This is a genomic window from Catalinimonas locisalis (assembly GCF_038039535.1).
Classification (GTDB): Bacteria; Bacteroidota; Bacteroidia; order Cytophagales; family Cyclobacteriaceae; genus Catalinimonas.
In genome coordinates, this window is the sequence record NZ_JBBPHP010000010.1 from 1 (window position 1) to 14,489 (window position 14,489).

A 14,489-nucleotide genomic window follows, 5' to 3' on the forward strand; every position below is an offset into this window, starting at 1 on the left:
AGCTATTAAAACTGCCTTTGCCTATTTGAATGATATAAAGCAAGGATTAGGTATCAGCTTAGTTGCGTAACTTCAGTTATTAATTCTTTACTAAAAAAGTCCGAATTGAAATTTATAGAGCTATCCCTTTCAAAATTCAGTGAATATGCCTGGGGAACACATTTATTGGTTCTCCTTTTAGGTGGAGGTCTTTTTTTTATGCTCTATTCACGGTTTTTACCTTTCCGCTATTTGGGTCATGCAATTAATGTATTGAGAGGGAAATACGATGACCCAAATGAACCGGGAGAAATCAACCATTTTGAAGCTTTATCCAGTGCATTAGCAGCTACTGTCGGTATGGGTAATATCGGAGGAGTTGCTGTTGCCATTACCATGGGTGGTCCTGGGGCATTATTCTGGATGTGGGTAAGTGCTTTTTTAGGAATGGCAACCAAGTTTTTTACCTGTTCTCTAGCTATTATGTACCGCGGCCATGACAGCGCAGGAAAATTACAGGGAGGGCCGATGTATGTGATAGAAGAAGGCTTGGGCAAGAAATGGAAGCCTCTTGCTATATTTTTTGCTATTGCTGGACTTTTCGGTCCTCTACCGGTATTCCAGGCAAACCAGCTAACACAAATTTTTCGTGACGTTGTACTGATTCCCAACAATATCATAGCGGAAGAAACTTTCATTGTCAATCTCATTTGTGGACTTATCATAGCCGCAGTCGTGTCTGTAGTAATTTTTGGAGGGATAAAAAGAATAGCCAGAGTCGCCAGTCAGATGGTTCCAAGCATGGTTGTTATATATGTACTCTCTGTAGTGTATATTATATTTACTAATGTAGAAGCTGTGCCTGAATGTTTTGCATTAATCTTTACTGATGCATTTTCTGGAAAAGCAGTTCTGGGCGGATCTTTAGGAGCTGTCATAGTGATTGGTGCTCGCCGAGCAGCTTTTTCTAACGAAGCCGGTATAGGAACTGCTCCGCTTGCACATGGTGCTGCAAAAACTAACGAACCAGTACGAGAAGGCCTGGTGGCTATGCTTGGACCAGCCATAGATACATTGATTGTATGTACGATGACTGCTCTTGCCATTCTTATTACTGATGTATGGAGGACCACAGATGCTGATGGGGTTACCCTAACAGTCAATGCGTTTAACAAAGCTTTGCCAACCAATAATTTAGGCGGTTACTTGTTGGTACTCAGTGTATTAACATTTTCTTTGTCTTCACTTTTTACCTTATCATATTATGGTACTAAGTGCTTCTCCTACATTGCAGGAGCGCATAGAGCACATTATTTCAACTATTTTTATGTTTTCTCTATAGTACTGGGTTCAGTAGCTTCTATTTCTGCCATAATTAATCTTGTAGATGGAATGTATGGGTTAATGGCAATTCCAACTATGATCTCAGCACTTCTTCTGGCTCCCAAGGTAAGAGAAGCAGCTAAGAAATATTTTGACGATGTAGATCACCCAACACAAAAGAAGGTAACCAAATAAGACTTACTATTGCTCAAGCCAAAGTATATCTAAGTGCTATCTTGGCCTAAATGAAGCACGTGAATTCTTTGGAAAAGTAATTCAATCATCATTTAATATAATGCGGAGCAAGCCTGAAGTGTCTTACAAATAATCATATAGTTTGTATTTCAACACGAATTAGAGTTCTTCCAGGAAAGTTTTGAACTCTTCGGTATCATAATTGGCCATTCCTTCATGTTGATATACAATATTTCCTTCTGGAGAAATTACAAATGTGGAAGGTATGGACTGATGTGAAAATTCAGTAGGCAATTCCGAAGTTAGAAAGTATAGAGGAAGCTGAATTGATTGTTTTCCCATATATTTTACTGCTTTCTGCTCATCCTCATCCTGAGATATTGTCAGAAAAAGGATATTAGGGTTCTGCATTAATTTAGAATATAACGCTTGAATACTAGGCATCTCAGCCCGGCAGGGAGGACACCAGGTTGCCCAGAAATTGATAAAAATTGTTTTTCCTTCATAATCCTTTATCTGAATTTTATTCCCTTTTTCATCTGATAAGGTGAAGTTAAGATTTGCAGCGACATTCTCGTTTTCTTCATTTTCCCCACTGGCGTTAAACAGGCCTGTAACAAGTATTCCTCTTTGGATAAAGCCAAATACTTCAGCCTGCCATCCTCCTAAGTAAATTATAGAGATAAAGCTGATCAATACTACCCAGTCTATATTTTTTCTCAATTTCTTCAAAAGCATTGCAGTTGTAATTTTAGCGTCTCTATCAAACAAAATTCATTCTTTATGAAAAGGATTAATGCTTAACTTGAAGTCAAATTTATCTATTTGTGTTAAGTAAAAAACTACTATCATTATTCCTTATTGTTACTATTGGATCTTTTGCTTCCCTGGCTCAAGAATTAAATAGTTTAAATAAGATAGATGCCCTTCATTATACCTTTGAAGTAGAAATATCGGACTTCAATAATCAAATATCTGGTAATACTGACATACTGTTTAAAGTCAAACAAGCCAAAATTGACTCCATTATTTTAGACCTCATTCGTTCAGAACCAAATGGAGAAGGTATGAAAGTGCTTGAGGTTTACCTGAATGAAAGACCGTTAAACTACCGTCAGGATAATGAACACTTAATCATATTGTTAGAAGAGCCTCTTGATAAAGATTATACTGGTACAATGCACATTGGTTACCAGGGGATTCCCAAAGATGGACTTATCATTTCTGAAAATGAATACGGAGAACGCACATTCTTTGGAGATAATTGGCCCAATCGTGCTAGGAACTGGCTACCGGTAATAGACCATCCTTCTGACAAAGCTACCAGTGAATTTAAAGTAATTGCCCCTGCTCATTATAAAATTATAGCGAATGGATTATTAAGAGAAGAGTCCTCACTCGGAAGTTTTCATAAAGAACAGAAGAATATTACCCATTGGGTAAATGATAAGCCTATTCCTACCAAAGTGATGGTTTTTGGTGCAGCAAGATTTGCAGTTTCATATGATCATCCTGTACAGGGCATCCCTATCCAACACTGGGTTTATGCTGATAATCGTGAAATAGGTTTTGATGATTTTGAGGCAACTGCTAATGTTTTACACTATATGATCACTACCATAGGTGAGTATCCTTTTCAAAAACTTGCCAATGTAGAGTCAAAAACCAAATATGGAGGTATGGAAAATGCATCCAATATTTTTTACAATGAGCTGGTGGTAGATGGTAATAAAAACATAGAAAGTCTTATTGCACATGAAGTAGCTCATCAATGGTTTGGAAACGCAGTTTCTGAAAAAAACTGGGAACATATCTGGCTAAGTGAAGGCTTTTCAACCTATCTATCTCACATGTATATTGAGCATACTTACGGACCTGATAGTATGAAAAGTATGCTTAAAACTGACCAAAACAGAATCTTTTCATATTACAGAAAGTCACCAGACTCACCGATTGTGAATCCGGAACAAAGCAATCTATTTCAGCATTTGAACGCAAATTCTTATCAAAAAGCCTCCTGGGTACTGCATATGCTTAGGCAAAAAGTGGGAGATGAAACTTTTAAAAAGGGTTTGCGAGCCTTTTTTATAAAATATTGTAACAGAAGCGCAGAAACAGACGATTTCAAACAAATAATGGAACAAATTTCTGGAATTGAACTGGATCATTTTTTTCAAACTTGGATTTATTCAGCTGGTCACCCGATCATTGAAGGTGAGTGGAAGTATTCTACTTTTGGTAAAAAACTGAAATTTGAACTAAAGCAGTTACAGGAAAATAATATAATTTACAACCTTCCGATTGAGGTGGGTGTTTATTTTGCAGAAAACCAAAACCCTGAAATTTTTCACATAAACTTGAATAAAAAACAAGAGAACTTTGAGTTTAAGTTAAAATCTAGTCCGCTAAGTGTGGTTTTAGATCCTAATGTAAAAGTTTTAATGGATACTCATTTTACCAATAAATAGTACAGCCCAATGCGAATAATGCGGCTAATAATACACTCAGAAAGTTTACCGAATGATTATTTAGCCAACCTTTTCTCTGCAGTCCAGCTCCAAGCAAAGAATCTGTTAGGTTTCCAAAAATGCCTGAAAAGAAAATAATTACTGTGTAACTCATGTCTTGCTGAAAAATAAAGTAAAGTAGGGCAATGATCAGGCTTCCTAACATACCGTACATACTTCCTTCCCAGCTGATTACACCGTCTTCTCCTCTCACACCTTTTCTAAATGACAAGATATTAATAAAGCTTGTACCATATACATTTCCTAATTCAGATGAAAAAGTGTCTGATAAGGCTGATGCAAAACTAGCTGTAGCCATAGCCAATAATAAATCGGATAACTCTGGAATTATTAGTGCTAGTGTTGCAATCAAACCTGCTACTCCAGCATTACCCAAAACATTAGTGAAGTCTCTTTTGCCTTCATTCTTTTCTTCTAATTTGTTTCTCTTCTTATCATGATTTTTCCACATTGATGCAGCAGTACCAAATAGAAAAAATGTTGCGATATCAGCTACCCCGATTAATCCAAATGCTGTCCATAAAATTAAAGTGATAACCCCTCCTACAATTGCTCCCCTGATGGTGATTTTTTTTGTGAGAATAGCAAAGATCGTAATTAAAACAACCAGCAGTAAACGAATAATAAAATGATTTTTGTCCATCTAAATTCTGATCATTTAAATAAGGACTTATCTAAAATGAAATAAACTTCATTAGCAGGTAAAATAAATTGTAAGTAAATCTCATCAGAGATTAAATACATTCTCAAATAGCCAATTAAAGTTTGAAGTATTTATTACATATACTCATTGAGCAATAAATTTACTTGAATAGTATAATTTTTTATTTGAATTTTACAAAAAATGATAATCACTATTACCATGACTAAATATCGTTTTGTAAGATTCTTCTGCATAGGACTATATTTACTTCTGTTTCTTCCTGCTTGCCAAGAAGAAGATGTAGCTACGGGTGAACCATCACAGGTATCATTTCAACAAAGTGCAGGGTATAGCAATGAAAATGATGGAATCATAAAAATTCCTATTCAATTGGATATGCCTCAAAATGCTGAAACTCTGGTTCATTTTTCATTGGGTGGTAATGCAATACTAGCCAATCTAAATGTGCAGAATCCTGACTTTGAATTACTAACTGAGTCTCCTTTGACAATCAAGAAAGGCGAAAGTATAGCTTTTGTTGAAATAAAAATACTTGATGACAGTCAATTTGAGCAAGATTATGAAAACATAAATTTACAGCTTGAGAGAATTGTAAGTGGAAATGCAGTACTAAGTAATGATGTGAATCAATTAACTTACAATCATGAAATAGTTGAAAATGATTACAAACTCTATTTAGAGTGGGATGCTGCACAAACCGTAGACCTGAACATGTTCATTGAATTACCCAATAAAGAATTAATTTCGGCAAACAATACTAGCGGTTTTGAAGAAGTAACCGTAATCAATGTCAAAGACCAGGAACAATATTTTGTTGATATTTGGTACCAGGGTGAAGAAACACTGGTTAGCTTTGAATTGAAAGGCTTAAATGCAGGAGAGACAGAGAAAAAGTTATTATTAAATGGAAGTTTTAATAGTGACCTCAATAGTAAAAGCACACAAAATAAGAATGAGACTAATTATCAGAATTATCTAATGATTAAAGAAGGACATAATTTAAAAATTCTTTATTAAATTTTTGATGGTATAATAAGGGTTGTCATTGCTGACAACCCTTTTTTTATGCATTAAAACTATCAACTTCAACGTAAGCATTAATCAATTTCTGTTCACCTTCTTTACCCGGCATTGAGTTGCCATGTTCCATACCCATGATTCCGCGATATCCTTTATCGTAAATGTGTTTGAAAACATTTTTATAGTTAATCTCTCCCGTAGTTGGCTCTTTACGCCCCGGGTTATCCCCTATTTGGAAATATGCAATTTCATCCCAGGTTAAATCAATATTACGGATGATATGCCCCTCATTCTTTTGCATGTGATAAATATCATAAAGTATTTTACAGGAAGGACTATTAACAGCTTTACAGATGAGGTAAGTTTGATCTGAAGTACGAAGGTAGAGATCCGGCGTATCACTTAGAGGTTCAAGCACCATAACCAGACCGTGCGGTTCAAATATCTCAGCCCCTCTACGAAGAGCCTCGACTACATTAGCTGTTTGGATACCAATAGGTAAATTACGTTGAAAATTTCCCGGAACTACAGTCATCCATTTTGCATTCACACGCTTTGCCACATCAACGGCCCTTCGGCAACCCTCCAGAAATATGTCTAAATACTCTTGTTTGCCTTCAGTAAGAGAATTTTGAGAATTTCCACCTTTATCAATCACAAATACTCCCATGTCCATTCCGAGATTGGACATCTTCTCACCAATTTTGGTTTGCATCTCGGGAGTTCTTCCCATCATTCCATTATCCTCTAGGGCAGTAAAACCCGTGTCGGCCATAAACTGAAGCTGATCAAGTGGATCGTCTCCAGCATGGCTTTTGAACATACCAAAATGAGGGGCATATTTTAGTTTAAAGTCATGCTTTTCTGCTGGTGAAAAAGCTGAATTTCCCAATCGGGAGAATGAAGTAGCTGCTGCTGCAGTTCCGCTAGAAACAGCGGTTCCAAATGCTAAGCCAGATTTGACAAAATCTCTACGCTTCATAGGTTGTGTATCTATTATGTTTTGTAATTATTCAAAAACCTAAATATAGGGGATTTTGATAAAAGAAAAAGCCACCCCCTTCTCGGGAGTGGCTTAGTGTTAAATCATCAGTGTGGCTTTTATTTTCCTTCCATTTTGATCTGGTAAGATTCTGCTAGTTTAACAGCCTCATAAGCATTTACTACTCCACCTGTTGAACTCAAACTATCAAAACTTACAAGCTTACCTTCTTCACCAGGACGATTCACTTTTAGCTTATCAAATTTGACAGTAGAATCCAGGATAATTTTTCTGATTTGCTCTGCATCAAGATCTGGATAGTAAGAAATTAGTAGTGCAGCAATGCCAGCAGTCACTGGTGAAGCCATACTAGTACCACTGTTACTTTCATATTTCTGATTAGGAGTGGTTGAGTATAAATCAACACCGGGAGCAAATACATCTACACTTTTCTTTCCGTAATTTGAAAAGTCTGCTACAAATTGTTCCTCGCCCTTCCAGGAAGAAGCCCCTACCTCTATCCAGTTCTTGGCTTCTTTCTTAGATTCTGCATACTGACGCGTTGGAAAATTAGATACTTCGTCAATGTTATCACTGCTATTACCAGCAGCATGGATTAATAATACACCTTTAGACTCAGCATATTTCACGGCTTTATCTACCGCTTCTTTCTGAGGAGAGAATGATTTACCAAAACTCATGTTAATAACTTTGGCCCCATTGTCCACTGCATAATAGATTGCATTAGCTATATCTTTATCTCTTTCGTCACCATTAGGAACTGCACGGATTGGCATGATTACCACATTCTCAGCAATTCCTTCCATTCCTAACTTATTATCACGATTAGCGGCAATGATACCCGCTACATGAGTGCCGTGATTTGAATCAGGACCATCTACATCATTATTACCGTAGAACCTTTCATTTACATCATCATAATTATCTCCTACTATATGTCTAGGATCAAAGTCAGTGTTGTAACCATACTCAAGTGCGCTCAGGTAATACTCTTCATATTCTTCAAGTTGCTCTTTTGTAAAACCCATTGACAAGGCATATTCCATGATAGAAATGGAAGTTTGAACGACTTCGTCCTCTGTACTAATATCTTTCAACATATCAGCAGTAACTTCCTCAACATCAAGGTAGGCTTCCAGTAATTTGGAGGAGCGCAAATAGCTGTCTGCAAAAAATTCAAACCCAGAATACTGCTGCTCCATCTCTGCTCTTTTTTGCTCATAAGCATTCATGATCTCCTCGTAGTAAGCCAACTCTTTCTTAGGAATGTCTTCCAAAGCAATATCTGCATACTTTTCCTTAAGCCTTACATATTCGCGGGTAACTTCATAGGTATCATGGTCCACATTGGTGCCGTCTGTACCTCCGATGAAGTTCCACCCGTGCACATCATCCACATATCCGTTTCCATCATCATCTTTTCCATTTCCAGGAATCTCATCCTCGTTGATCCAGATTTTGCCTTGTAAATCTTCATGTTCAATGTCCACACCAGAATCAATTACTGCAACTACTACTTTTTCAGATTTACGTCCTTTCAAAAACTCATAAGCCTTTTCAGTGCTTACACCCTGCACATAATAATTTTCAGCATCCAGATTAAACCAATTAGTAGGTGCTGCTTCGAGTGAGTCTGTGACAGGATCAGTAGCTTGTGCAAAATAGGTTGTGAAGCTTAATACTGATACCAGAAATAAATGCTTGATCTTCATTCTTATAAATATTTTTTAATGCACAAAGTAAATAAAAAATTCGTCATTTTTTTTCAGCATGAAATTTTTGCCAGTAATTCTAAGTTTTTGGAATTAGCTTAGCAATTTACATGATGATAAAAGTGATCAACGCATGGTTAACATAAAAAAATATAAAAAGCTCTTAACTTACCTAATTATTTTTTTTCTGATCAGCCAGGAAAACCTGTTTGCTCAGAAAAAAAATTATCAAAATATCAGAGAAGCACTCTTCTCATCTACTCAACTCACTGGTGATAGTGGCCCCAAAAGTGTCAACTGGCTGGAGGGTGGAGAACGTTTTTCTTTTATTGAAACCACTCAGGATGGACATCAGTTAATCAAAACGTATGACCCTAAAAGTGGTGAAGAAGAAATTGTTTTTAATGCTTCCAACCTCATGTTTCCGGGAAGTAACGAAGCTTTTACTTACCGCTCTTTTCAGTGGACAGAAGATGCAAAATATATCCTGTTTCAAACGAAATTTAGGCCCATCTGGAGAAATTCCGGAAATGCTGACTACTATTATTACTCAATAGAAGATAAAAGCCTGAAACTGGTGGCAGAGGATGCTTTTACGGCTGAAGTATCACCCGATGGTAAGAAAGTAGCTTATGGACATGAAGGTAATCTATTTGTATATGACTTTGCTACAAATAAAGATACTCAACTCACATTTGATGCTGAAGGTCAAATCTTCAACGGCCGTTTTGGCTGGGTTTACGAAGAAGAATTTGGCCTTGTACAGGCCTGGAAATGGTCGCCGGATAGCCGCTTTATCGCCTACTGGCAATCTGATGAGTCTGAGGTTCCGATTTATCAGATATCAGATTATAGTGATCAACACCCTGAATACGATAAAATACCTTATCCTAAAGTAGGTGATCTAAATCCCATTGTAAAAGTAGGGGTAATTGACCTGCAGGATGATAGTCAGAAGTGGATGAAAGTTGACCTGGACGGAGGCTATATTCCCAGGCTGTACTGGACTGCTAATACCGGACAGTTAGCGCTTGTACATTTGAATCGTGCACAAAACCACCTAAAACTTTTCTTTCACGATGCCATCACTGGTGAAGGCAAATTAATTATGGAAGAAAAGTCAGAAGCTTGGATAGATGTCTTTGATTTCTTTGCTGGAATTATGGATCTCTTCTTTTTTCCAAAAGATGATGATGAATTTTTCTGGATATCAGATCGTGACGGATGGAGCCATTTGTACCGCTACGACTATGATGGAAATCTAATTAATCAGGTCACCCAGGGAGAATGGGAAGTAGTTTTGGTGCATGCTGTAGATAGCAAGTCTAAAAAGATTTACTACTCATCTACTGAAGATTCTCCCTTGCAGAGGCAGCTTTATGCGATCAACTTTAATAGTAAGAAGAAGCAAAAATTAACCAAAGTAAAGGGGAGACATAAGATTGATATGGCTCCCAATGGAAAGTATTATCTGGATACATATTCTAACGTGGATAGTCCTACCAAAATAGGCTTGTATAATCATGATGGTGAGCTGATCAAACCAATTGTTGATAATGCCACAGTTGAAGCTTTTGTCAAAAATCATTTCTATAGTCCCAGAGAGTTATTCAGTTTCACTACTGAAGAAGGAGTTAATTTGGATGGCTATATCGTGAAACCCAAAGACTTTGATGAAAGCAAAACTTATCCCCTGGTACTGAATATTTATGGTGGTCCCGGAGCACAATCTGTTTATGATGAGTGGGCAACCAATGGCTGGGAACAATACCTCGCCCAACATGGATATGTAGTTGCCAGCGTGAATAACCGTGGAAGCGGAGGCTATGGGAGTGCATTTGAAAAGGGTGTGTATAAACAACTTGGTAAACTTGAAAGTGCAGACTTTGTAGCAACTGCCAATTACCTGGCCCAAAAGCCCTGGATTGACGAAAGTAATATGGCGATTCGGGGTCATAGTTATGGTGGCTATATGGCTAGCTTTACCTCGGTGTACCGTCCGGGAGTATTCAAAGCAGCCATTATTGGTGCTCCGGTTACCGATTGGCGTTTGTATGACAGCATATATACTGAGCGTTATATGGGACTGTTGAGTGATAATGAGGATAATTATATCAGTAGTTCGTCAACCACATATGCTGCGGATGCCGAAGCCAAATTATTCATTGCCCATTCTATGATGGATGAAAATGTTCATACACAGAACACCTTTCAATTTGTGAAAGCACTTATTGATGCTGGAATTGATCATGAGCTTAGAATTTATCCTCCTGGAGCCCATGGTGTAGCTTATAATGGAGAAAGTTATGTTTTGCTATATCAGCAATACACTGACTTCTTGGATAAACATCTGAAACCTAAAATGTAAATTTTATGATCTCCGGACCTGCTCCGGAGATTTTTTTTCTTTATGCTGAAGGTAAATGATCAGATTGCCTAGAATCATACCTATGATACTTGCGATAAGTCCGGATAACAGACTGGGAAATTCAGTTCCGGCTATTTCAAAACAAATCCATATGCCCATCCCACCTACAATGGAAAGTATTGCTCCCAACTCAGACGCTTGCTTCCAGTACAATCCTGCCATAAGTGGCACAAATAAGGACACCAAACTTAAGGCAGAAGATTGAGCTACCAAATCATATATATTAGTTTGAATATTTGCCATGATAGTAGCAGCAATAGCTACAAGAATTACTGAAAACCTAAGTAACCTTAATAAATTCTGATCGCTCTGGTCATTGATATAGGGCCTAATCAAGTTTTCTGCTAAAATAGTGGCTGGTGCGAGTATTGCCCCACTGGTGGTACTCATAATCGCAGATAAGAGCGCTCCAAAGAAAAGTACTTGTATACCTACACCGGCATGCTTCAGGACTACCATGGGTATAAATAGCTGCATATCATTGATTTCATTCACCACCTCAGGATACACCTGAATAGCAGTCAGGCCGATTAGTAAAGGAATAAAACCAATGCTTAGATAAAGTAAAGCGGATAAATAAGAAGCTTTTACTGCTACCCTCTCACTTTTGGCAGCCATCACTCGCTGGAATACATCCTGCTGAGCGATTGATCCCAGCCCTATGGTAATCCAAGCAGCAAAATATTCTACGGATGCATGAAAATCAGGCGCTGGTAAGAAGCGGAAAAAACCATCGGGCGTTCTATTCAGTACTCTTTCTAAGCCTCCGGCTTCAACAGTCAGATCAAAAGCCAAGAAAAGCAATCCACCGATAATGATTATTGATTGAATAAAATCAGTAATAGAAATTGCCCACATACCGCCAATGTATGTGTATATTACTACTACTACTGCCCCTATCAGTATGCCTGCTGAAATTGAAATGCCGGAAATAGCATTGAAAATAATTCCTAAAGCTACCAGTTGTGCAGCTATCCAACCAAAATAGGAGGGCACCATGCACAGACTTGACAATATTTCTGTACGTTTTCCAAATCGGTCTCGGTAAAAATCACAAAAGGTTAGAATATTTAGCTTGTATAGCGGGCGGGCCACCAGCAGCCCTACCAGCAGTAAACATAAGGCCGCTCCGAATGGGTCTTCTACCACTCCTATCAATCCATGTTCAACAAACTCTGAAGAAGCCCCTAATACTGTCTCTGAACCAAACCAGGTAGCAAAAAGCGCGGATGTGGCGAGAACTAAAGGCAACTTTCTCCCTGCCAGCACAAAATCACTGGATGAGCGTATAAAGCGAGATGTAATAATTCCTACAACAAGGGTGAGCCCTATGTAGATGATAATAGAAGTTAGCAGCAATTGAAAGTATTATGTAGTGTATCCCAAATTATATAATAGCCCTTCAGGTTAGGAGCAAATAAAATTAAATAATCCTAAGTCTCATAATTCAGACTTTCACAAATCAACTTTCCTGTTCATCTCTGCACATTAATTGTTCGTTTTTGAACACCAGACTCAATTAAAAACCCTCAAAACGTTCATATTTAGCTTTTTTTTACTTTGGCACTGCACTTGTCAATAGTATTTATGAAACAACATTGACTTTTTTAACCCTAAAATTTATTAGCCATGACAACATTATCACAAACCATAGATCATTTGCTTATTGATGTAGAGAACATTAGAATCAAACTAAGTGATGAAAGCCTGCAAATCAATCAAATGAACATTCAGAGAAGTACTCAGCCTTTTTCTGATCTCAAAAATGGAAAATTTCGCCGCCTTTTCAACCGGCACAGTATTATTGAAAGATAAGCAATGAGCAGCACCCGCCACAAGCGGGTGTTTTTGTTTTTCATTTGTTCTTGCCTTTTCCTTTATTGCTTAACTTATGGACAAAAAAAGTTAAGCATCATGAAAAAACTACTACCTTATCTATTTTTAATATTTCCTTTGGGTTTATTCGCCCAGGACAGAATTACCGGCCATAATTTTGCTACTCGTTCTGAAGTTATTGCTCAGCATGGTATGGCTGCTACCAGCCAGCCTCTGGCTACTCAGGTTGCATTAGACATTCTCAAACAGGGTGGAAATGCTATTGATGCAGCAATAGCTGCCAATGCAGTGTTAGGACTTACCGAACCTACTGGCAATGGCATAGGCGGTGATCTTTTTGCGATCATCTGGGATGCAGAAAACAAAGAACTCGTCGGACTTAATGCCAGTGGCCGTTCTCCCTATAATTTGACACTAGATTATTTCAAAGAAAACGGATATAACAAAATACCCTCCCATGGTCCATTACCTGTATCTGTTCCCGGATGTGTAAGTGGCTGGTTTAGCATGCACGATAAATATGGCAGCCTGCCCATGACAACCATTCTCCAACCTGCTATTCAATATGCAAGGGACGGATTTCCTCTTACTGAAGTGATTGCATATTATTGGGGAAGAGGTGCCGAGTTCCTGAAAAAATATGATGGCTTTGCAGAAGTATATATGCCCAATGGAAAAGCTCCCAAAAAAGGTGAGATTTTTAAGAATCCATACCTTGCCAATACCCTGGAAACTATTGCGAAAGATGGTAGAGATGCATTCTACAAAGGGGATATCGCCCGAACAATTGCTGACTACATTAAGGAGCAGGGAGGTTTCCTCTCATATCAGGATTTTACTGATCATACGGATACCTGGGTGGAGCCAATATCAACCAATTACAGAGGATATGATGTGTACGAGCTTCCTCCCAATGGACAGGGTACCGCAGTTTTACAAATGCTGAATATTCTGGAAGGATATGATATTGCAGGTATGGGATTTGGAAGCACTGAATACATCCACACATTTGTTGAGGCTAAAAAACTCGCTTTTGAAGATCGGGCCAAGTACTATGCTGACCCTGAATTTGTTGATATTCCCTTGGATCAGCTCATCTCCAAAACTTACGCTGAAGAACGCAGAAAGCTTATTGACCCCGAGCAGGCTGGTATGGAATATCCCGCGGGTGAATTGGAGCAGGGAAATACAATTTATATGACCGTAGCAGATGATGCTGGAAATATGGTGTCATTAATTCAAAGTAATTACCGTGGCATGGGTTCTGGCATGACTCCTCCTGGACTAGGATTCGTCTTGCAGGATCGTGGAGAACTGTTTAGTCTGGAAGAAGGGCACAACAATGTCTATGAACCACACAAAAGACCTTTTCATACTATTATTCCGGCATTCATCATGAAGGATAATAAACCACTTATCAGTTTTGGGCTTATGGGTGGGGCAATGCAACCTCAAGGTCATACGCAAATCGTAGTTAACCTTGTTGATTTTGGCATGAATCTGCAGGAAGCAGGCGATGCGCCTCGTATTCATCATAGCAGTCCTTCTCAACCTACGGGAGGTAAGATGACAGAAGGCGGGGTACTCAATCTGGAATCAGGCTTTTCTGATGAAACGGTGATAGAACTGCTTCGTATGGGGCATAAAATTGAGCCTACCATTGGACCATTTGGAGGCTATCAGGCAATCATGTATGATGAAAAAAACGATGTGTATTATGGCGCATCAGAATCCCGAAAAGATGGTCAGGCTGCAGGGTACTAATGTAAATACAAAGGTCAGCCAATGAGCTGACCTTCTT

The 14,489-nt window shown here is 38.3% G+C and carries 11 protein-coding genes; 6 read left to right on the forward strand and 5 right to left on the reverse strand.

Translation table 11 applies throughout. The annotated features are described in order from the left end of the window. The first annotated feature begins 105 nt into the window (after window positions 1-105). Window positions 106-1,497 (forward strand): alanine/glycine:cation symporter family protein, encoded by a 1,392-nt coding sequence (locus WJR50_RS14480; protein WP_445223466.1) that lies wholly within the window; start codon window positions 106-108, stop codon window positions 1,495-1,497. A gap of 159 nt (window positions 1,498-1,656) precedes the next feature. On the opposite strand, the gene WJR50_RS14485 is transcribed toward WJR50_RS14480, so the two are convergent. Further along, the gene (locus WJR50_RS14485; RefSeq protein WP_341294013.1) at window positions 1,657-2,229 is read right to left on the reverse strand and encodes a TlpA family protein disulfide reductase; all 573 of its coding nucleotides are present in this window, start codon (window positions 2,227-2,229) and stop codon (window positions 1,657-1,659) included. A 95-nt stretch (window positions 2,230-2,324) separates the two neighbouring features. Here WJR50_RS14485 and WJR50_RS14490 point away from each other — a divergent pair, with 95 nt between their 5' ends. Continuing rightward, a complete protein-coding gene (locus tag WJR50_RS14490; RefSeq protein ID WP_341294014.1) occupies window positions 2,325-3,965 on the forward strand; it encodes a M1 family metallopeptidase in 1,641 nt (546 codons plus the stop codon). Here the strand turns inward: WJR50_RS14490 and WJR50_RS14495 are convergent. After that, complete coding sequence (locus WJR50_RS14495; protein ID WP_341294015.1) at window positions 3,952-4,668, reverse strand: DUF92 domain-containing protein; 717 nt, start codon at window positions 4,666-4,668, stop codon at window positions 3,952-3,954. The two genes, WJR50_RS14490 and WJR50_RS14495, sit on opposite strands and share 14 nt — an antisense overlap. Before the next feature lie 219 nt (window positions 4,669-4,887). Here WJR50_RS14495 and WJR50_RS14500 point away from each other — a divergent pair, with 219 nt between their 5' ends. Further along, on the forward strand, window positions 4,888-5,706 hold the full coding sequence (locus tag WJR50_RS14500; protein WP_341294016.1) for a Calx-beta domain-containing protein: 819 nt from the start codon (window positions 4,888-4,890) through the stop codon (window positions 5,704-5,706). A 46-nt stretch (window positions 5,707-5,752) separates the two neighbouring features. Here WJR50_RS14500 and WJR50_RS14505 read toward each other — a convergent pair whose 3' ends face one another. Together WJR50_RS14505 and WJR50_RS14510 are read right to left on the reverse strand one after the other, a co-directional pair. Continuing rightward, entirely contained in the window at window positions 5,753-6,691 is a 939-nt protein-coding gene (locus WJR50_RS14505) for a hydroxypyruvate isomerase family protein (protein ID WP_341294017.1), read from the reverse strand. A 119-nt stretch (window positions 6,692-6,810) separates the two neighbouring features. Then, on the reverse strand, window positions 6,811-8,424 hold the full coding sequence (locus WJR50_RS14510; protein ID WP_341294018.1) for a S8 family peptidase: 1,614 nt from the start codon (window positions 8,422-8,424) through the stop codon (window positions 6,811-6,813). A gap of 133 nt (window positions 8,425-8,557) precedes the next feature. On the opposite strand from WJR50_RS14510, the gene WJR50_RS14515 reads away from it, so the two are divergent. Beyond that, the gene (locus WJR50_RS14515; protein WP_341294019.1) at window positions 8,558-10,792 is read left to right on the forward strand and encodes a S9 family peptidase; all 2,235 of its coding nucleotides are present in this window, start codon (window positions 8,558-8,560) and stop codon (window positions 10,790-10,792) included. A 3-nt stretch (window positions 10,793-10,795) separates the two neighbouring features. Here WJR50_RS14515 and WJR50_RS14520 read toward each other — a convergent pair whose 3' ends face one another. Then, window positions 10,796-12,211 (reverse strand): high affinity choline transporter 1, encoded by a 1,416-nt coding sequence (locus WJR50_RS14520; protein ID WP_341294020.1) that lies wholly within the window; start codon window positions 12,209-12,211, stop codon window positions 10,796-10,798. A gap of 270 nt (window positions 12,212-12,481) precedes the next feature. On the opposite strand from WJR50_RS14520, the gene WJR50_RS14525 reads away from it, so the two are divergent. Next, complete coding sequence (locus WJR50_RS14525; RefSeq protein ID WP_341294021.1) at window positions 12,482-12,667, forward strand: hypothetical protein; 186 nt, start codon at window positions 12,482-12,484, stop codon at window positions 12,665-12,667. A 99-nt stretch (window positions 12,668-12,766) separates the two neighbouring features. After that, window positions 12,767-14,452 (forward strand): gamma-glutamyltransferase, encoded by a 1,686-nt coding sequence (ggt, locus tag WJR50_RS14530; RefSeq protein WP_341294022.1) that lies wholly within the window; start codon window positions 12,767-12,769, stop codon window positions 14,450-14,452. The last annotated feature ends 37 nt before the right edge of the window (window positions 14,453-14,489 follow it).